Raw genomic sequence first — 23,597 nt, 5'->3', positions numbered from 1 at the left:
CGCGATGCGGGCTTTTTTTCGTCCGCCGCCAGCGGCGGCAGCCGGGAATGGTCAGCAGGAAATGCAGGGCCGCGGCGGCGGCATGATCGGCGGCCGCAGCGGCGTGATGCGCGGATCGATGGCCGGCTCCGGCATCTGATAGCTGAACGGTGTAATGATGATAGGCGGTATCGTGGGCGGCGCCGAGGGCGGCCCTTTGGGTCCTCCGCCGGACAGATGCTGGGCGCTACGCTGGCGCTGCCTCCGGTGACACACCGAGGATATCGATTGACCCCCGATTAATTCTGGACTAGCCATGTTAAAGCCCTCCCTGCACTGGTCAGGTTATCAGTATAGGCAGGGATAACTTTAAATCAAGGAACAATCCTCCGCTCGGCGCGCCTGATACGCATTCCATGCCGCCAATTTGCCGGTCTGTCGCAATCCGCTGGCTGGCGCCGGGCGCGCTCGCTACAGTTCAACCATGCCAAACGGCACAAGCAGAACAGAACCACCTAACCACCGAGGTCAGCCATGAAAATCACCGCTAAAAAACTGGTATTCGCAGCCTTCGTCACCCTGCTGGCCGTCGCCGCATGGCAGGCCATCTTCGGTGACGGCATGCAGGTCAACATCGACGGCGACGAGATCGACGGCCCGCTGGGCTTCCTGCTCGGTACCGTGTTTGCCGGCGGCGGCCTGCTGATCGCCACCGTGGCCATCACCTGCGCGGCCGTGTTCGTCGGCGTGCTGTTCGCCGGCCTCGGCATCCTGATGATCAGCGGCATGGTGCTGCTGGCGGTGGTGGTCGCGGCGGCCGTCTCGCCCCTGCTGCTGCCGCTGCTGATCCCGATCGGCATCTACTGGATCTTCCGCAACCGCAGCCGCAAGCAACACCGGCACGCGGCGCTGGAACACGCGGTCTGAACCAGCCGCCACCCCGCACCACAGTTTCAATCGGAAGCGGCCGGGACCTGAACTCCCGGCCGATCCGCCTCGACATCGAGCAGTTCCACCCGGTTGCGGCCGCCGCGCTTGGCACAGTACAGCGCCTGGTCGGCCCGCCGCAACGCCGCATCGCCAGCGCTGTCGGCCCGGCCCATCGCCGCGATCCCGATACTCACCGTCACCGTCAACAGCACGCCATCGTCGAGCCGCATCGCCGCCTCGGCCACGCGCTGGCGCAAACGCTCGGCAAACACCGCCCCCGCGTCCAGCGCCGTGCCCGGCAACAGCACCGCGAATTCCTCGCCGCCGATGCGGCCCAGCATGTCGATCTTGCGCTGGCCGTCGCGCATCAGCGCGCCCAGCTGGCGCAGCACGGCGTCGCCGGCCGCGTGGCCGTGCTCGTCGTTGATGCGCTTGAAGTGGTCCACATCGAGCAGCAACACCGTGGCGCAGGCTTCGACATCGCGCTGCACGCGGCCGTGCTCATCCTCCAGCCGGCGCATGAACTCGCGCCGGTTCGGCAAGCCGGTGAGGAAATCGGTGGTGGCCAGCAGGCGCAGCTCGTCGTCCATGCGGCGCCGCTCGGTCACGTCCAGGGTCGAAACGATGACGAAATCGAGGCTGTGCGTATGGCCCGGCATCACCAGCAGGGTCAGCACGTTGAGCCGGGCCACGCCGTCGAGCCGCTCGAAGCTGGCCTCGCAGGCGAAGAAATGCTGGCCCTGGGCCAGCGCGGTCAGCGCCAGCGCAAAGCTGGGCATGGCGGCCTGGTCGAAGTTTTGCGCCAGGCTCAGCTGTGACAAATCCTTGCGCCCCGGCGCCATCCCCACCTGCGCCAGCGCGGCAGCGTTGGCGTCGACGATGCGCACCAGCCCCGCCAGGCGCCGCAGCTGGCTGGCGTTGGCTTGCAGATAGCGGCCCAGGTCGTCGACGCCGGACAACTCCAGCTCGGCCAGCGCGGCGCGCACGCCGGACCAGTCCTGCTCCCACAGCGCCACCGGCGCATGGTCGTACAGGCTGCGGAAGCGGGCCTCGCCGGCGCGCAGCGCCACCGTCGCCCGGGCCTGCTCGATGGCGATGCCGGCCAGCCGCGCGGCTTGCTCGATCAGCGCCATGTGGGCCAGGCTGGGCAGGCGCGCATCGCGGTGGTAGATGGCGAAGGCGCCCAGCACATTGCCGGCGGCGCCGAAGATCGGATCGGACCAGCACGACCCCAGCCGCGCCTGCAGCGCCAGGTCGCGGTACTCCAGCCAGGCCGGCGCGTGGCGGATATCCTCGACGATCACGCGGCTGCGCGTCAGCACCGCCTGCGCGCAGGCGCCCTGGCCGCTGTGGATGGAGCGGCCGTGCACGGCCGCGTTGAAGAAGGCCGGCAGGCTGGGCGCGGCGCCGACCAGCAGATGCTCGCCCCGCTCGTCGAGCAGCAGGATGCTGCACAACATGTCCTCGTTGCCCGCCTCGACGCCCTGCACCACGCTCTCCAGGATGGTTTGCAGCGGCGCCCCGGTGGCCAGCAATTCGAGCACCTGGCGCCGGGTCCGCTCGCGCTGCTCGCCCTGGGTGCGCTCGGTGATATCGCGGAACGACCACAGCCGCGCCGGCTCGCTGCCCAGCTGCAGGCGGCGCGTGTGCTGCTCCAGCACGCGGCCATCCTTCAGGTGCAGCAATTCGAGCTGGCTGGCCGCTGGCAGGCCCGGCAGCGGCAACTGCTGCGGCGACAGCAACATCGCCTGGCCCGGATGCAGCATCTGCCGCGCCATGTGCGCCATCAGCGCCGCGCCGTCGGCCTGCCAGTCCAGATGTTCGGGCAGGTTCCACAGTTCGCGGAAGCGGCGGTTGGCGTTCAGCACGCCGCCGTGCAGATTGTCGACCAGGATGCCGTCGACGGTCGAATCGAGGATGCTGCGCAACATCGCCTGGCTGCGCTGGGCGCCATCGGCCAGCACCAGCAGCGTGGACTGGCCTTCCTGCAACTCGCGGGCCAGCACCTCGGCGCGCGCCAGCGCATCGCGGGCCCGCACGCGGCCGCGCGCCAGCAGCCAGGTCAGGCCGGCCAGCAGCGCGCTCAGCAGCACACCGGCGGCGGCGATCGGCGCCGCCTTGTCGTGCAGCGGCGCGACGCCGGGCACGGCGCTGATGCGCAGCGTCCAGCGGTGGCCGCCGACGCTGATCTGCTGCACGCTGCCATGCGGCTGCGCGCCGATGGCGGGATGGCTGTCGTACATGCGCGCGGATGCGGCGACCGCCTCGCCGTCGTAGATCTCCACGTCCAGCACGGCGGCGCGCGGACCGCCCAGCCCCGCCATCAGGTCGCCCATGCGGAACGGCGCATACACCCAGCCCTCGATGGCGGCGCGGCGCGCGGCCAGGGTGTCGGCCGCCAGCCCGTGGCGGTACAGCGGCAACACCATCAGAAAACCGGACTGGGCCGGTTCGACCTCTTCCTGCACCAGCCGTATCTTGCCGCTGACGGCGGGCAGGCCGGAATCGCGCGCCTGCTCCAGCACGGCGCGCCGCACCGCCTCCGAGGCGACATCGAAGCCGAAGGCGCGCTGATTGTTGTCGCTGAAGGGTTCGATATACACGATGGGCGCATACCAATCGCGCGCAACGTCCGGCCGGATGCGGTAGGCGGGAAAGCCGCCCTGGCGCAGCGCGCGCTCGTGGCCGGCGCGCTGGGCCGGCGTCACCAGCGGCATGTAGCCGAGGCCGCGGATGCCGGGGAAATGCAGGTTCAGGTTCTGCCCGGCCAGATAGGTGCGGAATTCGTCGCGCTCGACCTTGGCGGAGCTGGCGAACAAGCCCTGCACGCCGTACAGCACCTGCACATAGGTCTGCATGCGCTGGTCGAGATTGTTGACCAGCTCGCGCACGCGGCTGTCGAAATCAGCCTGCGCATCCTGCACCGCATCCTGGCGCGCGCCCTGCCACAGCAAGGCGGTGGCGCCCAGGCAACCGGCCAGCACCGCCACCGTCAGGGCGCCCGGCGTGGACAGCCCCTGTAATAACCGGCGCAGCCTGACCCGGGCGCCGGCGGTCATTTACACCTCGCTGCCCACGAACTGGCGGTAGCCGCGCGCGCGCAGCGCGCAGGCCGGGCAGGTGCCGCAGCCGTAACCCCAGTCGTGCAGCGCGCCGCGCTCGCCCAGGTAGCAGGTGTGCGTGCCGTCGCGGATCAGGTCGACCAGCGCCTGGCCGCCCAGCTCCTGCGCCAGCGCCCAGGTCTGGCGCTTGTCGCGCCACATCAGCGGGGTTTCCAGCTTCAGACGCGTATCCATGCCGAGGTTGAGCGCCACTTGCAGCGCCTTCATGGTGTCGTCGCGGCAGTCCGGATAGCCGGAGAAATCGGTCTCGCACATGCCGCCGACCAGCACCGTCAGGCCGCGGCGATAGGCCACGGTGGCGGCCACCGTCATGAACAGCAGGTTGCGGCCGGGGACGAAGGTGTTTGGCAAGCCGTTGGCCTGGGTTTCGATGGCGATATCGTGCGTCATCGCGGTCTGCGAAATCTCGGAGATCAGCGACAGGTCGATCATATGGTCTTCGCCCAGCTTGGCGTTCCATTCGGGCGAGTGGGCGCGCAGGCTGGCGATCACGGACGGGCGCACGGTCAGCTCGACGGCGTGGCGCTGGCCGTAGTCGAAGCCTATGGTTTCCACGCGCGCGTAGTGCTTCAGCGCCCAGGCCAGGCAGGTGGTGGAATCTTGGCCACCGCTAAACAGGACCAGGGCGGAATCGGTAGGCAGCATTGCTTTATTCTTTCAAGGGGCTTGCAGGGCGTTGCAACGTTATTAGTACGCCATCTTTTGAGGCAATCCGGTAACATGACTGTCAGCGTACACCCTGATGGAGTCTCATGTTACCGGCATTGCCAGCAAAAAAATTGGCAGGATCACGAATTTTGGCACAAGTTGTGACAAAAGTATCCGCCTGCCTGGCGGCAGCCGGCGTCATGGCCGCCCTGGCCGCCCCCGCCGCCGCCCAGGCCCTGAAGTACGACGTCCACATCGACGCTCCCGGCCCGCTGGAGGAACTGCTGGAACAAAACCTGGACCTGCTGCGTTTTCGCGGCAATCCGCGCATGGACCGCGAACAGCTGCTGCGCCTGGTGCGCGCCGCGCCCGAGCAGATCAAGACGCTGGTGGCCACCGACGGCTACTACTCGCCGGTCGTCAGCGCCAGGCTGGACCGCGACGGCGAGACGCCCAAGGTCGAGATCAGCGTGCAGCCGGGCGAGCCGGTGCGGGTCGGCGACATCGACCTGGTGCTGGAAGGCTTCGCGCCGACGCCCGGCCTGCCGGCCGACCAGCAGTTCGACACCGCCAGACTGAAGGCCGGATGGACGCTGAAAAAAGGCGAAGTGTTCCGCCAGACCGACTGGGAACAGGCCAAGCGCGGCCTGCTGCGCCAGGTGGTGCAGACGCGCTACCCGCGCGCCCAGCTGACCGACAGCCGGGCCACGGTGGACCCGGAACAGCACCTGGCCGCGCTGCGCGTGGTGCTCGACAGCGGCCCGGAGCTGCGCTTCGGCGAACTGCGCATCGAAGGCTTGAAGCGCTACCCGGCCGCCATCGTCCGCAACCTGAACCCGATCCACGCCGGCGACTACTACAGCGAAGCGGCGCTGCAATCCTACCAATCGCGCCTGCAGGACACCGGCTACTTCAGCAGCGTCGAAGTGAGCGCCGACATGGGCGCCATCCTCAACGAGCAGCTCGACGCGGCCGCCGCCACGCCGGCGCAAAACGCCGAAGCGGCCATGGCGCCGCTGCCGCTGCTGGTGCGCGTGATCGAGAACAAGCGCCGCAACGTCAGCGCCGGCCTGGGTTTCAGTACCAACACCGGCAACCGCGCCTCGCTGACCTACGACGACCTGTCGGTGTTCGGCCTGCGCATGAAAAGCGCGCTGACGCTGGAAACCAAGAAGCAGACCGCGCGCAGCGACTTCTACTTCCCCACCACGGCCGAAGGCTACAACGACAGCTTCGGCGCCTCGTTCGAGCGCAGCGACATTTCGGGTGAAGTCACCAGCGTGGCCAGCGTGGCCGGCAAGCGCGCCTGGGGCACGCCGCTGCTGGAACGCAGCCTGTCGCTGGAGCTGCTGACCGAAACCAAGACGCTGGACGGCATCCCGTCCAGCACCAGCAAGAGTTTGCCGCTGACCTACGGCGTCACCTGGCGCAAGCTGGACAACCTGCTGTTCCCGACCAAGGGCTACGCGCTCAACGCGCAGTTGGGCGGCGCGCTGCTGCCTGTCCTGACCGACCGCGCCTTCGTGCGCGGCTATACGCGTGGCGTGTGGTACCGGCCGCTGACCACCAGCACCAACCTGATACTGCGCGCCGAACTTGGCGGACTGGCCTCGCGCGACAAGGTCGGCGTACCGGCGGTGTACCTGTTCCGCGCAGGCGGCGACCAGTCGGTGCGCGGCTACGCCTTCCAGGAGCTGGGCGTGCGCGAGGGCGACGCCATCACCGGCGGCCGCTACCTGGCCACCGGCAGCGCCGAGTTCCAGTACTGGTTCAAGCCTTCGTACGGCGCGGCGGTGTTCTACGACGCCGGCAACGCGGGCGACACCTTCAACGCGCTGCATCCTAAATCCGGCTACGGCGTCGGCGGCCGCTGGAAAAGTCCCGTCGGTCCGATCAACGTGGACGTCGCCTACGGCCACGCGGTACGCAAGTATCGTTTGCACTTCTCGCTGGGATTCACCTTCTGATGGCTGACAACAAAGACAATCCTACGGCCGCCCCCGCGCGCCGCCGCTGGCCGCGCCGCGTGCTGATAACGCTGGCGGTGCTGGTGGCCGTGCTGGCCGGCGCCGTCTGGCTGCTGGGCCGCGAATCGACCTTGCAGCAGCTGGTGCAGCGCATCTCCAACGCCAGCGGCGGGCAGGTGTCCGTGACGGGCGTGAGCGGATCGCTGTACCACCGCATGCACATCGACCGGCTGGTGTACCGCAGCAAGGACAGCGTCATCACCGCCGACAACATCGATATCAACTGGTCGCCGTTGCAGTATTTTTCGGAAGGCCTGTCGATCAGCGAACTGCACGTGGCGGCGCTGACGGTGCGCAGCCTCGGCCCGTCGGAGCCGGCCAAGATGCCGGCATCGCTGGCGGCGCCCTTCCGTCTCAGCCTGTCCGACGCCCGGCTCGACAAGCTGACCTTGAGCAGCGCCACCGGCAGCGACGTCATCGAACGCCTGCGCTTCAAACTATACGGCGACAAGAGCAGCTGGCACCTGGAAGACGCCAGCGCGCAGACGGCGTTCGGCAACGTGAAGGCCGACCTGACCATCGGCGCCGACAAGCCGTTCGCGCTGCAGGGCAAGGCCTCGCTGGCGCAAGCCAAGGCCGCACCGGCAAGCGGCAACGCGCAGCTGTCGCTGGAAGCCGGCGGCAACCTCGCGCTGATCACACTGAAAGCCCAGGGCAGCGCCAATGGCGCCAGCGGCAATGCCAGCGCCGCGTTGGCGCCGTTCGATCCCGTCATCCTGCGCGCGCTCGACCTGAGCGGCCGCGATCTCGACCCGGCCGGCTTCGACCCCGGCTGGCCGCAGGCGAAGTTCAGCCTCAAACTCAACGCCGCCATCACTCCCGACCAAAAGCTCTCCGGCCAATTCGCCCTGCTAAACCAGGACAAGGCCGCGCCACTGGACCAGCAAGGCCTGCCCCTGCAAACCTTCAGCGGCAAGCTGGCCGGCACCCTGACCGCGTCCACACTGGAAAACGTCCTGCTCGACCTGGGCCAGGCGGGACGTTTCACCGGCGGCGGCCACGTCAAGCGCAGCGGCCCCGAAGCCGGCATCGACGCCGCACAGTTCATACTGCACACCGACCGCTTCGACCTGAAGAACATCCACAGCAGCATCAACAAAACCGCCGTCGCCGGCGACATCACGCTGGCCAGCACGCCCACCAAACAAACGCTGGACGCCAAACTCGCGCAGGACGGCCTGCGCCTCGACCTGCAAGCCACGCTGGCCAACGCCGTGCTGCAATTGCACCAGGCGCGCCTGCTGGCGAAGAAAGGCAGCATCACCGCCACCGGCCAGGCCAGCCTGAAGGACAAGCAGGAATTCAGCGCCAAACTGCGCGCCGAACACTTTGACCCGTCCGCGCTCGGCCCAGCCCTGCCGATCGCCGACCTGAACGCCGACATCAACGCCAGCGGCCACATCGCCCCCGCATGGCAGGTGGCGGCAGGCTTCGACCTCAAGGCCAGCAAGCTCGCAGGCCAGACCCTGTCCGGCAGCGGCAAGCTGAATGCCGACGCAAAGCACATCAGCGGCGTCGATGCACACCTGGCGATGGCGCAGAACACCGCCGACATCAGCGGCAGCTTCGGCGCGGCGGGCGAACAGCTGCGCTGGAAAATCGACGCGCGCCAACTGTCCGCACTGGCCGCCGATTTGATCGGCGCGGTCAACGCCAGCGGCATCGTCAGCGGCACCATGGATGCGCCACGCACCAGCTTCGAGGCCGACGCCAAAGGCCTGGGCCTGGCCTCCGCCAAGCGCCCCGCGCCGGATAGCCTGATCCACGCCAGCGGCGACATCGCACTGGCCGGCGCGAAGAAAACGCCCGAGCTGAAAATGAACGGCAGCATACAGCGCCTGAATCCCGCCGCATTCGGCGCGGCGCAGGCGGGCTCCATCAACGCCGGATTCACGGCCGACGCCCGGCTGGCCGCCGACTGGCGCGCAGGCCTGAACCTGACCTTGCAGCCATCGACTTTCGCCAACGCGCCCTTGAGCGGCTACGCAAAACTCAACGCCGACAAGAACAGCATCAGCAACGCCGACATCGACCTGCGACTGGCGACCAACAGCCTGCAAGCCAAGGGCAGTTTCGGCAGCGCGCTCGACAAGCTGGAATGGAAACTCAACGCGCCGCAACTGGCCGCGCTGGGACCGCAGTTCGCGGGGGCACTGCGCGCCAGCGGCACCTTGTCCGGCACCAGCGCCAAGCCGGCGCTTGCGCTCACGCTGGACGGCAGCAACCTGCGCGCACCGGGCCAACAGCAGATCGGCACGATACGCGGCAGCGCCACGCTGGGCAACACGATCGCGATGGCCGCCTCCACGACGCCGACCACGCCCGCCATCGCCGCCACACCGACGCAGAACCGCCGGGCGACAACGGCCACCAACGCACGCGCCACACCCGCACGCGGCGGCAGCAACAGCGGCACCGACGCCGACACCTACGCCGACGTGCCACTGGTCAGCGACATCGAAATCACCCGCTACGCCTCGCCTTCCCTGACGCTGGACAAGGCCCGCCTGCAAACCAGCGGCACGCGCAGCGGCCACGTGCTGCAAGTCAGCGCCAGCAACGCCGACTTCGACGCCGCCTTGCGCGTCAAAGGCTCCTGGGCCAACGACAGCTGGACCGGCGCCATCGACACACTGCAAAACCGCGGCCGCTTCGCCCTCACCCTGGCCGCGCCGGCACAACTGAAACTGACAGCACCAGCCGGCAGCGGCGTGGCCGGCCTGCTGCACCCCGAGCAGATCGCACTGGGCAGCGCCACCATCAAACTCCCCGATGGCAGCATCCGCATCGACAGCCTGACGAAAACCGGCCCCGCCTGGAGCAGCAAAGGCATGGCGGCCGGCGTGCCGGTCAACTACCTGGCCCAACTCTCCGACGCCTGGCGCGACAACGTCCGCAGCAGCATGACCATCGGCGCCGAATGGGGCTTGAACCTGCAAGCCGCCAGCAAAGGCAGCCCGCCCGTCCTCGGCGGCATGCTGCACGTGTACCGCGAACAGGGCGACCTGACCATCATCGGCGCCGACCTGCCACAGCCGCTCGGCCTGCGCACGCTGGACGGCCGCGTCGACGTCAACGACGGCACGCTGCACCTGCAACTGAACCTGGACGGCACCCGCGCCGGCCAGGCCCGCATCGACGCCAGCGCCCAGCTGCACGACGGCCGCCTGGCCGACAGCAGCGCCATCACGCTGAACGGCAGCGCCAATATGGGCTCGCTGGCCTGGCTCGCGCCGCTGGCCGGCCAGCCCGGCCTGGAGATCGACGGCTCGCTGAAGCTGGCCGTCACCGGCGCCGGCACCCTCGGCGCACCGCAGCTGAACGGCGACATCAGCGGCGACAAGCTGGTGCTGAACTGGCTGGACCAGGGCATCAAGCTGCGCAACGGCCAATTGCAGGCGCGCCTGAGCGGCGACCAGCTGCAACTGCAAAAGCTGGCCTTCGACGGCGCCGAAGGCCACGCTCAGGCCGACGGCTGGATACGCTACGCCGGCAACGAAGCCACCATGAACCTCAAACTCAGCGCCGACAAACTGGAAGTGCTGGCGCGGCCCGACCGCATCCTGGTCATCAGCGGCCAGAGCACGCTGGTGCGCGACGCCAAACGCTTCCAGCTGGACGGCAAATTCCGCGCCGACCGCGCCAGCATCGAACTGGCCGGCGAGAACACGCCAACGCTCAGCGACGACGTGGTCATCGTCGGCAAGGGCGCGGCGCCGGTCAAGACGCCGCAAGGCCAGCCGCTCAATATCGACCTGGAAGCGGACCTCGGCGACGCCTTCCACCTCAAGGGCAAAGGCCTGGACGCCCAGCTGGCCGGCGCCGTTCGCATCCGCGTGGCCGACCGCCGGCCGCCGCGCGTCACCGGCAGCATCCGCGTGGACAGCGGCACTTATGCGGCGTATGGACAGAAGCTGGCGATCGACCGCGGCGTAATCAACTTCACCGGCGCTTACGACAACCCCGGCCTGAACATCCTCGCCGTGCGGCGCCGCCCGGAAGGCGAAGCGCTCAGCGAGACCAATGTGGAAGCGGGCGTGGAAGTACGCGGCACGGCGCTGGCGCCGGTGGCCAAGCTGGTGTCGACGCCCTCCGTATCCGACAGCGACAAGCTGGCCTGGCTGGTGCTGGGCCACGGCATCGACAACACCGCCGGCAACGACATGGCGCTGCTCAGTACAGCGGCGGGCGCGCTGTTCGGCGGCGGCCAGGGCAAGCTGGCGAATGCCTTGGGCGTGGATGAACTGGGCGTGAGCCAGGCGGCCGGCACCTCGGCCGGCGCGGCCACCGGCTTGCAGAGCACAGTGGTCACGGTGGGCAAGCGCCTGTCGTCGCGCGCTTACCTGAGCTTTGAACAGGGTGCGGGCACGGCGACCAGCCTGGTCAAGCTCAAATACAAACTGAACCCGCGCATCACGCTGCAATTCCAGACCGGCACCAACAACGCGCTGGACGTGCTCTACACCTGGGCCTTCGATTAAGCCGAACATGCCGTCATTCCCGCGCAGGCGGGAATCCATACGGCGCATCTGAACAGGTGAAGCATGGGTTCCCGCCTACGCGGGAACGACGGTGTGGCTAACTCGGGTTATGGTCCGGCACCGGATCGTCCTGCGGCACCGGATGGGGGATGGCCGGCGGCGCCGGATCATCCACCGGCACGGGATCGGGGGCGCGGTGGGAAGTCACTGTATCCATGGTCGGCACTCCAGTCATAGTCACGTCCCCATTCTACGCCGGCTTGGCGTGCCTGACGTATTTGTCCAGCCACGCATTGGTTTCATACAGCATGTGCAGGATGGATTCGCGCGCGCGGTAGGCGTGCGACTCGTTCGGCAGCATCACCAGCCGCGCCGTGCCGCCCAGGCCTTTGATGGCCTGGAACATGCGCTCGCTCTGCAAGGGGAAGGTGCCGGAGTTGCTGTCCTCCGCGCCGTGGATCAACAGCATCGCATCCTTGATCTTGTCGGCGTTATTAAACGGCGACATCGCCTGATACACCGCCTGCGCCTGCCAGAACGGCCGCTCCTCCGACTGGAAGCCGAACGGCGTCAGCGTGCGGTTGTAAGCGCCGCTGCGCGCGATGCCGGCCCTGAACAGACGCGTATGCGCCAGCAGATTGCCCGTCATGAAAGCACCATACGAATGGCCGCCGATGGCGATGCGGTGACGGTCGGCCACGCCGCGCCGCACCACCTCGTCCACCGCCGCCTGGGCGTCCGCCACCAACTGCGGCAGATAGCTGTCGTTCGGCTCCTCCTCGCCCGAGCCGACGATGGGGAAGGATGGATTGTCCAGCACCGCGTACCCCATCGCCAGAAAGGCCGCCGGCCCCCAGTAGCTGACCGCGTTGAAGCGGTACGGCGAACCGGTGGTCTGGCTGGCCGCGCCGGCCGATTTGAACTCCTGCGGATAAGCCCACATCAGCAGCGGCAGCGGGCCGTCGCGGACGGCGTCGTAACCGGGCGGCAGCATCAGCGTGGCCGTCAGCTCGACGCCGTCGTTGCGCGGGTAGCGGATCTGCTCCTTGTGCACATCCTTCAGCTGCGGCGTCGGATGCGGGTAGCTGGTCAGCGCCGTCAGTTGACGGTGTTCCGGCTTGGTCAGGTCGCGCAGATAGTAGTTCGGCCGTTCCGTCGGCGATTCGCGCGTCGTCAGCAGCAGCGTGCCTTCGTCGTTCAGCACCGCCGCCACGTTTTCAAAATACGGCGCGGCGCTCTGGAACAGGCGCTCCTTGTTCTTGGTGGTCAGGCTCAGTCGATCGATGAAGGGACGGTCGCCTTCCGGCGTGGCGCCTGCGCCATCCAGCAACAGCGTGGTGCCGGGGCCGATCAGCAGGCGCGGGAAGCCGCTGCCGTCGGCCCGCATCACCGGCGAACCGGGGCTGTTGTAGCGGTCTTCGTACGAACCGGCGTAGATCAGCTCCGGCGGCGTGGACAGATGGTCGGGCTGTATCATCCACTGCTTGTAATCCCGCGTCTTGTGCCAGCGCTCGTTGATCAGCGCGACATCGCCACGGCCCCAGGCGATGCCGGCGTAGCGCATCGTCAGCCGCGCCAGCACCAGCGGCGGTTCGCGGAACGGCGCCGCGTGCTGGTAGACCAGGTCGCGGATGTTGTCGATCACCGGACGGGCCGGATCGCCGCCATCCTGCGCCTCGGTCCACACCAGCGTGGCCGGCGCGTCGGCGCGCCACGACACATGGCGCACGCCTTCGGACACGGCGTCATTCCCCGGCGGCAGGCCCTCCTCCAGCGGCAGCAGGGCCACCGTGTGCAGCACCGCGCCGTGCAGGTCGCGCACTTCCACCCGCTCGCCGAAACTGGAGGCGGGCACGATGTACGAGTACGGCCGCGTCACGCTTTGCGTCAGCAGATACTGGCCGCCCGGCGCCAGCGAGGTGCGCGAGAACTGCCCCGGCTCGCCGATGGGCCGCCCCTTGCCGTGCAGGTCCAGCAGCACCATCTGCACCGTCACGTAGTACTCGAACAGGCGCGCATCGGCCTCGTTCTTCAGCAGATCCTGATAGGTGCGCAGCTGGCGCAGCGAGCCACCGGGATCGCTGTCCTGCTGGATCGGACCGGTCGGAATCCCATCCGACACGGGCGCCTTGCCGATGCCGGCCGGACGCCAGTGCACCAGCAAACCGCTGCTGTCGGGCAGCCAGTTGAAGCCACGCGTCAGCACCGCCGACAGCGGCTGGGCCGACAGCCGCGACGCCTTGCGCGCGGCGATATCCACCAGCCACAGCTCCACCGATCCGCGCTCGCCCTTGTAGGCTACGTGCGAGAAAGCCAGGTAGCGCTGGTCCGGCGACCAGGCCAGGTCCGCCAGGCGCAGCGCGCGCGGCAGCCCGCGGATGCGGCTTTCCTTTTGCGTGGCGATATCGAGCAGACCAAGATCGGTGCCGAAGGCGAAGCGTGAAGAGGAACAGGTGCGCGGGTTAATGCGCAGGCCGGCCAGCTTGAGCTCCGGCTGCGCCACTTCGGCGATGCCGGGCAGCGGCGGCGTCTGCACCACGGCGGCCAGGTTGCGTTGGGGGCTCAGGCTGAGGGCCGGTGCGCGCGGGGCGTCGACGATCTCCATCAGGGCGGCGGGCGGCAGGCGGTAGCCGCCTTCCTGTGCGCCGGTCTGCGGCGAGGCGGCCATCAAACCCAGATTCAGGGGCAGCAGGGGTAACGGTTTGTTCATGGAAGTCCTTTCGGTCCAGAAGCGAGGCTGCTGCGGATCAGTTTGCTTATGCTATCCGTGATTGTCAATCAATGCAGGATATTGGGTGACAATCTGTAACGCTGTGGGGGAAAGGCGGAGTGGCGTACAATCGCTGTTCTTTGAATTTCGCCGTTGGAATCGCTTATGGATATGCCTACTATCGTCCTGTTGCTGCTGGTGCCTTTGGCCATCTGGCGCATCTACTCGCGCCTGAAACGCCTGATGGGCCGCACCCGCTCGGAACTGTGGCGCCACTACCTGGCGGCGGGCGCGATGTCCGCGCTGCTGGGCGTACTGGCGGCGACGCTGCTGGGCAAATGGGAAGCTTTCGGCGCGCTGGTGATCGGCGCCGCCGTCGGCGCCGCGCTGGGCTACCGCAATATGCAACTGACCCGGCTGGAGAACACGGCCGAGGGCTTCTTCTACACGCCCAACCGCCGCCTCGGCCTGCTGGTGGCGATGCTGTTCATCAGCCGCCTGATCTACCGCCTATTCGAAGCCTACCTGCACATGCACGACCATCTGCCGCTCGATCCCGATTTCGTCGGCAACCCGCTGACGGCCGTGCTGTTTGGTTTGCTGGCCGGCTTCTACGCCTGCTACGGCGTGCTGCTGGTGCGCTGGCGCCGCACCCAGAAGCCGGTGCCGCGCCCTATCGATATCTTCGATATTAAATAAACTATTTAGCCGCCAGCTGCTGCACGAACTCGCAGTAGGCCGGCCGCACCGCGGCGCTGGACAGCACGCCATTGTGTCCGGCGCCCGGCACCATCACCATGCGCTTGGACGGCGTCGGCAAGGCGTCGTACACCTTGCGCGCCAGGCGTGGCGGCGTAACCTCGTCGTCGTCTCCCTCCAGCACCAGCGCCGGCCCGGCGTAGCCCGACGCCGACGCCACGTTGTCTATTCCCTTCAGCGATTCGCTCAGCTCCACCCGCACGAACGGCCACGCATACCACGGCATCATATTGTTGGCCCAGTCGCGCGCATTGGTGGTGGTCGATTCCAGCACCAGCCCGCGCACGGCGGGACGCTGCTGCGCCACGTAGGCGGCGATGAAGCTGCCCAGCGATTGCCCGTGCACGATCACCCGGCCCGGCGCCTGCGCGTTGACCATATCGAATTCGCGCAGCGCGTCGGCCTTCAGCGTGGCGATGGTCGGCACGCCGGTGCTGCGGCCGTAGCCGCGATAATCGATCATCACCACGTCGGCGCGGCACGGCGCGACGGCGGCCAGCACATGGTCGCCATGCTGGTCCAGGTGGAAGCCGTTGCCGCCGAAGTAGAGCACCGTCAGCGCATTGCCCTCGCCGCTGGCGCTGACGCCGGCCAGTTGCGCGTCGTCCGCCGCCAGCGTCAGCGGCGCCAGTTTGTAGGCGGTCGCGCCGCCATCGCCGACCCGGCCGGGCGGCAGCACCGCGCCGGCGCGGTCCGGCCGCACGATGCTGCCCTCGCCGATCTGCATCGCACATCCAGACAACAAAACCGCCATCATCGCCAATATGAGTTTCATAAAGATCTCCAGTGAATGTACAATATATTACAACAAAGTTTTAATGTAAAACGATAATTTCTTACTGCATTACGATAAATATGAAAATCACCCTGATCCGCGCGCTGCTGTGGCTGTGCGTGGCCGTGCAAGCGGCCTTCTTCGTGCTGGCGTGGACCACCTACGTGCCCAGCATCGGCTCGATGACCATCGACATGACCGCCATCGGCCTGCCCTTCGGCGCCAGGCTGGCGATGACGGCCGCACAGCGCGCGATCGGCGCGGCGCTGGCGCTGCCGGCCATGCTGGTGCTGTTCCTGGGGCTGTGGCGGCTGGACCGGCTGCTGCTCAACTTCCGCCGCCGCGAGCTGTTCACCGCGCAGTCGATCGGCCACCTGCGCGCCTTCGCCGGCGCCACGCTGCTGGCGACCTTGCTGTCCATCGTCGAACTGCCGGTGCGCACGCTGGCGCTGCGCCTGAGCGGCAACGGCGGCCAGCATTTCGCGGTCGGCGTCAATTCCGAGCAGCTGATGCTGATACTGGTGTGCGGCATGTTCTACCTGATTACGCGGCTGATGCAGGAAGGCCGCCGCCTGCGCGAAGAGAACGAGGGCTTTGTCTGATGGCGATCCTGATCAACCTCGATCTGATGCTGGCTAAGCGCAAGCTGAAGTCGCGCGAACTGGCGGCCTATGTCGGCATCACCGAGCAGAATCTGTCGCTGCTCAAGTCCGGCAAGGTCAAGGGCATCCGCTTTGCGACGCTGGAGAAAATCTGCGAGCGCCTGGCCTGCCAGCCCGGCGACATCCTGAGCTGGGAGCCGGACGACGGCGAGACGAAAGACGACGCCGGCGAGCTGCTATAAGAACGCCGTCGTTTTAGCGACAGTGCTATCGTATTTCATGCGGTGCTGGTGACATTTGGTGATATGCTGGATGTATCCGTACGGCAATTCTTTGCACTGTTATGAATACGTCCATTTACGACAAAACCGCCAAGGGCCGGGAAGAGATCGCGACGCGCAGGGATGGTCTTGCGCCGCGCCTGCGCAGCTTGCTGGTGCTGATCGATGGCCGTCGTACGGAGGAAGAACTGCTGCGCAATGTGGCAGGTCTGGGCCTGACCATCGCCGCAGTGCACGAGCTGCTGGCGGGAGAATACATCGTGCTGTCGACCAGCTACGCGTCGATGGCGGAAGCGCCGGCCGAGCCGCCGGCGCCGGAACCCGCACCGGAGCTCGCCCCCGCGCCGCCGGCCGCCGCGCAGGTCCAGCAATTCCAGTCCGTCTACCAGTTCTACAACCAGACCATCAAAAGCACGATAGGCCTGCGCGGCTTCACCTTGCAGCTGAAGGTGGAAAAAGCCAGCTCGGTCGACGAGCTGCGCCAGCTGCGCGCGCCCTATCTGGAGGCGGTACAAAAAGCAAAGGGCAGCGACACTGCCGCTGCCCTCGCCCTGCAGCTCGATCGGCTGCTGGGTTTCAACTGAAGCCTAGGCCTCAGGCCACCTTCGCCACCTCGGCGGCGGGACGGCGCTGCAGCACGAAGATAGGCTGCGCCCACTCCGTATCCTTCTTCTTTTTGCTCGTGATGAGCGTCAGTTCCGAAGGATCGTAGACGTCGGTGTTGTGCGTCAGCGGCGTCGTCATCAGGTACTGCGCGTCGGTGTTCTTCAGGAACTCGCCGACCAGCTGGATGTTACGGATATCCAGGTGGGCAAACGGTTCGTCGATGAACACGAAGCCGCCGGAACCATCTTCCGACTTCAGCAAACCAATCAGCAGCACCAGCGATTTCATCACCTGCTGGCCGCCGGACGCTTCGCCGTCGTTCATGCCGATGATGCCCTTGCCGTCGAACTTGAAGCGTACGTGCAGGCCGGCTTGCGCCAGTTGCGTATCGTCGTTCTCCAGGCGTACCGGATCGGAGTGCACCTCGATGCCCGCCAGCTCGCCCAGCTCCTTGATGTTCTTGGAGTAGGTCTTGATGGTGTAGCGCAGCCGCTCCATGTAGGCGCCGCGCGCGTTGCCGGTGGCTTCGATGGCGCGGTTGTTCTGGTAGCGGCGCTCTTCGGTTTCCGACTGGCGGCCGTGCAGCTGGTCGTTCAGGCGCTGGTACTGGTCGATCACGGTGGCGTCCAGTTCCCAATCGCTGCGGGCCAGGCTGGCCTCCAGCGAGTGAACACGCAGCACCACCTGGTGCGAGTTCTGATGCTCGCTGACCAGGCCCGCACGACGCGCCGGACGACGCCAGCTCTTCGGCAGGTGACGCCAGGCCTTGCGCAGCGTGAGCAGAGCGCGCGCGTGGTCGGCGCGTTGTTCGATCTGGCGCTTGTTGTTCAGGCGCAGACCGGCTTCCGATTCCGACAACGCGAAGCGCGCGTTCTGCCAAGTGGTGTCGGCGCGGGTGCGCGTGACCACCGCGTTCTTGATCAGCGCTTGCAGCTCGCCCAGACGGGTGCCGACTTCGGTGCGTTCCGCCTTCAGCGGCACCGAGTTGCGCACCGCCTCGTCGAACTCCTCCTGGCGCGCAGCCAGTTCCTTGGCGGCGTCCACACCGGCCAGGCGCGATTTCAGCGAGCTGATTTCGGTCGCCAGCTTGGACACGATCAAGGTCAGGCCATCTTCCTGCGCCTCCAGCGCCGGCAGCGATTTCTGGATCGCTTCCATACGCTGCGTGCGGCCTGCGGAACCGAAGCGGTAACGCGAAGCTTCCACGAACAGCGAGCGGCCGCCGCGGCGTTCGCGGTGGTAGGCGTCCGGCGTGATCCACTCGTCATGGCTACCCAGCTTGGCGCCGGCATCGACGGTGTCCACGCGGGTGATGCGCGACAGCTGTTCCACCAGCCAGGACGGAACCTTGGCCGAGAACTTCACCACCGACATCAGCGAGTCATCCTTGACGGTCGGCGCATGCACCAGGTCCGGCACGATGAAGTGGCGATAGCGCTCCTTCTCCGCCAGGCGGTACGCGGCCGAAGCGTCGGACGATTTATCCAGCAGCACCACGGAGGCATAGCCACCCAGCACGCCTTCGATTGCACCCTGCCAGCGCGCATCCGTCACCTCGACGATGTCGGACAGCATGGCGTGGCCGATGCCGGCGTCGTTCAACGCGCGGCGCATGCCGCGTTGCGCTTCCGGCTCCGGCATCGCGGTCTTGCCCTGCAAGGCGGCGATGGTCGACAGCTCGCCGGCGATCTTGGTGGCGATGGCGTCGCGCGCCATGCGCTGGCGGGCCAGCTCGATTTCCTTTTCCTGCAGCTGCTGCGCCACTTCGGCCAGGTCTGCACCGGCGTCGGCGGCCAGCTTTTGCAAGCGGGTCTTCTGTTCCAGCAGGCTGTCCAGCGGCTTGAGTTTGCCGTTGATCTGATTCAGGCGGCTTTGCAGCGCGGTCGATTCCTGCTCCAGCACCGTTTCGTGCTGCTGCGCGTCGGCCAGCGCCTTGGCCTGCGCGGCCAGCGCGTTGCGCTTGTCGGTCAGCTGGGCGTCGGCCTGCATCAGCGGCTTGCGTGCATCGCGCAGCTGGCGGCTCAGGTTAGCGTGCTTCTCGCGCGCTTCGTGATACTCCAGCGTCGGCAGCACTTCTTCCTGCAGGTTGCGGCGTTCCTTGTTCAGGTCTTCCCACTGGTGGTAGTTGGCCACGCGCAGGCGCAGGCCCTCCAGATTGGTCTTGGAGGCTTCCAGTTCGGACTCGAAGCGTTTCAGTTCGACTTCGGTATCGCGCTGATGGCGCTTGGCTTCGTCGTAGGCGTCCAGCACTTCCTTGTCGCCGAAGACCTGGAACACCAGGTCCAGCAACTGGCGCGGCGCGTATTCGCACAGCTTGTCGGTTTCGCCCTGCTCAAGCGCCAGCACTTTCGCCATCGCCGGCGACAGGCCGGCGTTGGCGAGGCGCTTGCGGTAGTTCTCGACGCCGAGCCAGTCGTTGCCGGCTTCGCCGATGTCTTCGATCTGCACGTTACCGGGGCGCATAAGGTACTGGCGCTTCCAGTCGCCGCCGTTTTTCTGGATCTGGCAGAACAGCGTGACTTCGTCGTCGCTGAAGAAGCCGGAGCTGCGGAACGGACGGTTGGACAGCTGCTTGCCGATGTTCTTGTTGTCCACCACGGCGCGCAGCCAGGCGGTCTGCTGGCCGCTGTGGCGGGCGTAGTGCTTGTAGGTGCGCCCCATCGAGCAATCGAGGCCGAACAGCGTGCGCAAGGCGTCCAGCAAGGTGGTCTTGCCGGAGCCGTTCTGGCCCGCGATGGTGATGATCTTGGCGTCCAGCGGGATGTTCTTGATGCGCTGCCAGTAATCCCAGTGGACCAGTTCTAATGATTTAATGTGAAACACGTTTAGTCCTCGGCTGGAAGTTCGGAGTCCGCGGCGGCTTCTTCAGCCGCCTCGTCGTCGTTGGCGGCGGTCGGCGGAGCGCTGCGCGGCACCGGGATGATCTGCGCCGGCGAGCGCTTGAACACGTCGGCCAGGGCGCCGTTGATGATGCGCTCTTTCAGCTGGTCGGTATCCATCATCAGGTCCAGCAGCGGGCCTTCGACGATCACGTCGCCGCGGCGCTCGATGAAGCCCAGCTTGGCCAGGATGCCGAGGTTCATGTCCAGACGGGTCTTCTTGCCCAGCTTGTCGCCGAAGTCGGCCAGCAGCGCTTTGTAGGCGATGCCGATCGACGTGTCTTCCGCACGCGGCAGCGGCTTCTCGACGCCGAACATGTCGTTCTGGTCGTCGTCCGCGTGCTGGTGGGTTTCCTGGCGTTCGCGCTTGGGCAGGATGATCTGCGCCCACAGCACCACCAGCAAGGCCACGCCGTCGCGCGACAGGCCGAAGTTATTGTTTTGCCAGACGTCGCGGGCGCCGAAGATCTTCGGCTCGATGGCGCGGTGCAGCGCGATGGTCACATGGTCGGCGTAGACGTTGTCGAGCAGTTTGAGGCCGGTCGCCAGCAGGCGCGCGTCGACTTCGGCGCGGAACAACTCGTCGGACAGCACGCGCTTGACCAGCTTGTCGTCGCGGCGCAGGGTCTGATGCGTCAGCAGGCGCGCGATCAGGATTTGGGAATCGTCATTCATCTGACTTGTCGCCTTCCGTATTCAAAGACAGTGAGAGGGAGGCCAGGGACATCGCCGCCACGTGCAAATCGGGCAGCTGTATCATTTCGTCGGTGGGTGCGAATTTGACCGGCAGGCGCGCCAGTTCGGCGGTGGCGCCTTGCAGGCGGGCCTCGTCGGCGTCGCCCAGCAGCGGCAGCAGCGAGGCGCGGTACGAGGCCACGGCGAAGGTGGCCGGCAGCAGCGAATCCTGCACCGGTATCGATTTCGGGCCTTCGTCGGCGATGCTGGGGAAGTTGCCCAGCGCGGCGAAGTCGGACAGGCGCGCCAGCCAGTCGTCCAGCTCGCGCTGCATCTGCGGGCCGTCGCTGATGGTGGTCGGCGCATCCTGGCCGGTCGGCAGGCCGCCGGAGACGGCGCTGATGGCGCGGTCCTGCAGCAGCTCCGTCTCGGCGACGTCGATCATCTCGGCCGGCGTGATAAACAGCGGCACCACCGGCTGGTCGATCGCGCCTTCGGCCAGCGAGGCCAGGTCTTCGTGCAGCAGCAGCCAGCGCTTGATGTCGGTGGTGGACAGGCCGGACTGGCCCAGGTGCACGCGCTGGCGTTCGATCTGGTTGAGCGCGCGCGAGAACATGCCCTGCATGTTGAGCAGCGCCGATTGCGCGCGGCCGATGGCCTGCGCCGCCTTGTGGGTGGCGCCGTCGGCGTTTTCATCGGACAGGATGGCGCGCAGGATCTCGGAACCCTTCTCGACCCAGTCGCAGGCGGTGTGCCACTTGGCCTGCGAGGCGCGCAGGCGGAACTCGGAACCGGAGGCGATGGCGTCCGAGAATTCCTCGGTCAGGTCGACCAGGCGGCCCAGCAGGTGGTTCAATTGTTCGACGGTGACGCCGCCCATCACCTGGGCGCCGGCCACCTGCGACAGCAGGAAGCCCATGTCGGCCGTGTCTTCTTCCTTGCCCAGCGCCAGCAGGCCGTCGATGGCCGACAGCACGTTGCGCGCCATCGGCGTGACGCGGTAGACGGCTTGCTGCGCGTCCCAGGCCAGCAGCTGGTTGGTGCGCAGGCGCATCAGCGCCGTTTCCAGCGATTCCGGCAGCAGGTAGGCCAGGCGGGTGTTGATGTCGGCGCGCGAGAAGGTGGACGAGGCGGCGTCGGACGCCAGCTCGCGCAGCACCAGCAGGCGCACCAGGACGCCGTCGAAGCCGCCGTGGAACAGCGCGGTGAACACCTGCAGCAGCGGCTGCGCGCGTTTCAGGTGGTAGACCTGCTCGATCTCGTCGGCCGAGATATTCGGCTGGAAGTGGGCTTGCAGGCTGTCCTGCTGCTGTTGCTGATCCAGCTCACTTGTTATAATTTCTATCATTCTTTGCCATTCTGTACGCATCGCAACGACTAGATTGCGGGGGCGTCAGTATAACAGCCAGCCGGGGTCAGGTCTGACAATCGGACACGGTCTCTACCGTAATGCGCGCATTACGGTAGAGACCGTGTCCGATTGTCAGACCTGACCCCGCTTTTAAGCTTACTTTTTCACGGCCTTTTCCAGTGTCTGGTCGACGAAGTCGCCGTCATTGTCGTTGAAGCGCACGCGCACCGGGTACCAGTCCATCGACGGCGCCAGCCACAGGTCGACCTGCTGGCCCTGCGCATCCGGCGGCGGCGCCTTGACCAGGTGGACCGCGTTGACCTCCCCCGCGCCGACCTGCACCATCTCGCTCTTCATCACTTTGAAGCTCCACACCTCGGCGTCGCGGCGGCCGGCCACGAAGTAATTCCACTCGCTGCCCGGCTTGAACTTGTCCGGCGTGGCGCGCGCCTGCGCCGCCAGCTGCCACTGGATGCTGGTGCGATCCTGCTCGCCGCCCTTGATCGGGTAGCTGTCGTCACCCTCGCTGAAGGTGATGGTTTTGACATCGCGCTTGAACACCGTGGTGCTCGGGTCTTTGCGGAAGCGCTTTTCGTAGAAGGTGGCCGGCGCCAGGCCGAAGTCGTCGACCGTGCCTTCGCTGCGGTTTTCCAGGATCTTGCCGAACAGCGCGGCGCGGCTCTCGGTGGCGACCATGTATTTGCCGTCGCCGGCGCGCCACTGCACGGTGGCGGTGCCGCCTATGCTCAAGCCGTGCTGCCTGGCCTTGATGGTGTACGTCAGGTCGGCCGACGGCGGCAGGCTGTATGGGCGCTTGACGCTCGGGTGCTCGGCGTCCGGCGCGGCGGCGTGGGTCGCGCAGCTGAACAGGATGGCGGCGCTCAGGGCCAGCAGGCGCGCGGTGTGGGATGTATGCATATTATTTTCCGGATTCTGTCATCGTTATCTTGGATACGGTCTGCGTCGTCAGCGCGCCGCTTGCTTCGGTATTGCGCAGCTGGATCGGGTACCAGTTCAGGCCCGGCGCCAGCCATACGTCCAGCCGCGACGAGTAGCTGCCGGGACGCGGCGGCCGGCTCAGGTGCCAGGTCACGACCTTGCCCATCTTCGTCTCCAGCTCTTCCTCGCCGACCAGCTGGAAGCGGAAGATGTTCGCTTCCTTGTCCTCGCCGACCTGCATGTCGATGTCGCTGCTGAACTGATTGACGTCGGCGCGGCCGATGCCGCCCAGCTGGAACGGCACCGTCGTCATGTCCTGCGCGCCCACCATCAGCGGGTAGCTGCGCTCGGACGCCGAAAACGTGATGGTGCCGGCGTCGCGGTTGAAATGGGTCGCCGTCTCGGCGCGGCGCGCGCGCTTCTGCGTGCCAGTGGCCGGGGCGATGCCGAAATCGTCGATGGTGCCGGTGCTGCGCATCACCAGCAGGTTCACCCGCGTCACCAGCAGACTGATGCCCGCTTCCACCGAGGCGGTGTAGTTGCTGCCGTCAGTATGCCATGTCATCGCGGCGGCCCCCGTCCATTTGGTGCCGTCGGCGTCGACCCGGGCCACGTCCATGTCGAAGCTGGCCGATGGCGGCAGGTTGACCTTGTAGCGGCGCATGCCCTGCGGCGGCGCGGCGTCCACCGGCACGGCGGCGGCAGGCGTGGCGCCGGCGGCGTTCGGCGGCGGCGGCGCCTTACCTGGATCTGCAACTGGTGGCGTTCCCGCAGGACGGCCTGCTGCGCAGCCCTACCGCGCTGGCCAACCTCAAGCGAGCGATTGCCATGGG

The 23,597-nt window shown here is 66.9% G+C and carries 17 protein-coding genes; 8 read left to right on the top strand and 9 right to left on the bottom strand.

Going from position 1 to position 23,597, the window contains the following annotated elements; translation table 11 throughout:
• Nucleotides 1-4: 4 nt before the first annotated feature.
• Both GEV02_RS33610 and GEV02_RS31400 read left to right on the top strand, forming a co-directional pair.
• Nucleotides 5-139 (top strand): hypothetical protein, encoded by a 135-nt coding sequence (locus GEV02_RS33610; RefSeq protein ID WP_268878664.1) that lies wholly within the window; start codon nt 5-7, stop codon nt 137-139.
• A gap of 374 nt (nt 140-513) precedes the next feature.
• A complete protein-coding gene (locus tag GEV02_RS31400; protein WP_152841727.1) occupies nt 514-906 on the top strand; it encodes a hypothetical protein in 393 nt (130 codons plus the stop codon).
• A 26-nt stretch (nt 907-932) separates the two neighbouring features.
• Here the strand turns inward: GEV02_RS31400 and GEV02_RS31395 are convergent, their stop codons facing one another.
• Both GEV02_RS31395 and queC read right to left on the bottom strand, forming a co-directional pair.
• A complete protein-coding gene (locus GEV02_RS31395; protein WP_152841726.1) occupies nt 933-3,968 on the bottom strand; it encodes a CHASE domain-containing protein in 3,036 nt (1,011 codons plus the stop codon).
• Nucleotides 3,969-4,676 (bottom strand): 7-cyano-7-deazaguanine synthase QueC, encoded by a 708-nt coding sequence (gene queC, locus GEV02_RS31390; protein WP_152841725.1) that lies wholly within the window; start codon nt 4,674-4,676, stop codon nt 3,969-3,971.
• Nucleotides 4,677-4,879: 203 nt separating this feature from the next.
• Between queC and GEV02_RS31385 the strand changes: the two genes are divergently transcribed.
• Complete coding sequence (locus tag GEV02_RS31385; RefSeq protein ID WP_235923095.1) at nt 4,880-6,646, top strand: autotransporter assembly complex protein TamA; 1,767 nt, start codon at nt 4,880-4,882, stop codon at nt 6,644-6,646.
• Nucleotides 6,646-11,187, top strand: coding sequence for a translocation/assembly module TamB domain-containing protein (locus tag GEV02_RS31380; RefSeq protein ID WP_152841723.1), 4,542 nt, complete (start codon nt 6,646-6,648; stop codon nt 11,185-11,187). The genes GEV02_RS31385 and GEV02_RS31380 overlap by 1 nt, the downstream gene beginning before the upstream one ends.
• A gap of 250 nt (nt 11,188-11,437) precedes the next feature.
• On the opposite strand, the gene GEV02_RS31375 is transcribed toward GEV02_RS31380, so the two are convergent.
• Complete coding sequence (locus GEV02_RS31375; protein ID WP_152841722.1) at nt 11,438-13,897, bottom strand: alpha/beta hydrolase family protein; 2,460 nt, start codon at nt 13,895-13,897, stop codon at nt 11,438-11,440.
• A gap of 165 nt (nt 13,898-14,062) precedes the next feature.
• Here GEV02_RS31375 and GEV02_RS31370 point away from each other — a divergent pair, with 165 nt between their 5' ends.
• Entirely contained in the window at nt 14,063-14,596 is a 534-nt protein-coding gene (locus GEV02_RS31370) for a hypothetical protein (RefSeq protein WP_152841721.1), read from the top strand.
• A 1-nt stretch (nt 14,597) separates the two neighbouring features.
• On the opposite strand, the gene GEV02_RS31365 is transcribed toward GEV02_RS31370, so the two are convergent.
• Nucleotides 14,598-15,431 (bottom strand): alpha/beta hydrolase, encoded by an 834-nt coding sequence (locus GEV02_RS31365; RefSeq protein ID WP_152841720.1) that lies wholly within the window; start codon nt 15,429-15,431, stop codon nt 14,598-14,600.
• 80 nt (nt 15,432-15,511) lie between these two features.
• Between GEV02_RS31365 and GEV02_RS31360 the strand changes: the two genes are divergently transcribed.
• From GEV02_RS31360 to GEV02_RS31350, 3 genes are all read left to right on the top strand, one after another.
• Nucleotides 15,512-16,033, top strand: a complete 522-nt coding sequence (locus GEV02_RS31360) for a DUF2975 domain-containing protein (RefSeq protein ID WP_152841719.1) — start codon at nt 15,512-15,514, stop codon at nt 16,031-16,033.
• On the top strand, nt 16,033-16,275 hold the full coding sequence (locus tag GEV02_RS31355; RefSeq protein ID WP_008444654.1) for a helix-turn-helix domain-containing protein: 243 nt from the start codon (nt 16,033-16,035) through the stop codon (nt 16,273-16,275). The genes GEV02_RS31360 and GEV02_RS31355 overlap by 1 nt, the downstream gene beginning before the upstream one ends.
• A 101-nt stretch (nt 16,276-16,376) precedes the next feature.
• Nucleotides 16,377-16,898, top strand: a complete 522-nt coding sequence (locus GEV02_RS31350; RefSeq protein WP_152841718.1) for a hypothetical protein — start codon at nt 16,377-16,379, stop codon at nt 16,896-16,898.
• Nucleotides 16,899-16,908: 10 nt separating this feature from the next.
• Here GEV02_RS31350 and GEV02_RS31345 read toward each other — a convergent pair whose 3' ends face one another.
• The 5 genes from GEV02_RS31345 to GEV02_RS31325 all read right to left on the bottom strand — a co-directional run bounded on the left by GEV02_RS31345 (nt 16,909) and on the right by GEV02_RS31325 (nt 23,458).
• Nucleotides 16,909-19,743: an AAA family ATPase gene (locus GEV02_RS31345; RefSeq protein WP_328595962.1), complete on the bottom strand. Its 2,835-nt coding sequence runs from the start codon at nt 19,741-19,743 to the stop codon at nt 16,909-16,911.
• Nucleotides 19,744-19,745: 2 nt separating this feature from the next.
• The gene (locus tag GEV02_RS31340) at nt 19,746-20,474 is read right to left on the bottom strand and encodes a hypothetical protein (protein WP_152841717.1); all 729 of its coding nucleotides are present in this window, start codon (nt 20,472-20,474) and stop codon (nt 19,746-19,748) included.
• Nucleotides 20,467-21,822 carry a hypothetical protein gene (locus GEV02_RS31335; protein ID WP_152809157.1) on the bottom strand — a complete coding sequence of 452 codons (1,356 nt, stop codon included), beginning with the start codon at nt 21,820-21,822 and terminating at the stop codon, nt 20,467-20,469. Before GEV02_RS31335 ends, GEV02_RS31340 begins: the two co-directional genes overlap by 8 nt.
• Before the next feature lie 159 nt (nt 21,823-21,981).
• Nucleotides 21,982-22,743 (bottom strand): DUF3108 domain-containing protein, encoded by a 762-nt coding sequence (locus tag GEV02_RS31330; RefSeq protein WP_152841716.1) that lies wholly within the window; start codon nt 22,741-22,743, stop codon nt 21,982-21,984.
• Nucleotide 22,744: 1 nt separating this feature from the next.
• Nucleotides 22,745-23,458 carry a DUF3108 domain-containing protein gene (locus GEV02_RS31325; protein WP_328595961.1) on the bottom strand — a complete coding sequence of 238 codons (714 nt, stop codon included), beginning with the start codon at nt 23,456-23,458 and terminating at the stop codon, nt 22,745-22,747.
• Between the last annotated feature and the right edge of the window lie 139 nt (nt 23,459-23,597).

This window comes from Rugamonas aquatica, assembly GCF_009380215.1.
GTDB classification, from domain to species: Bacteria; Pseudomonadota; Gammaproteobacteria; order Burkholderiales; family Burkholderiaceae_D; genus Rugamonas; species Rugamonas aquatica_B.
The sequence above is the reverse complement of the archived record's forward strand: the minus strand, read 5'-3'. Positions and strand labels throughout refer to the sequence as shown.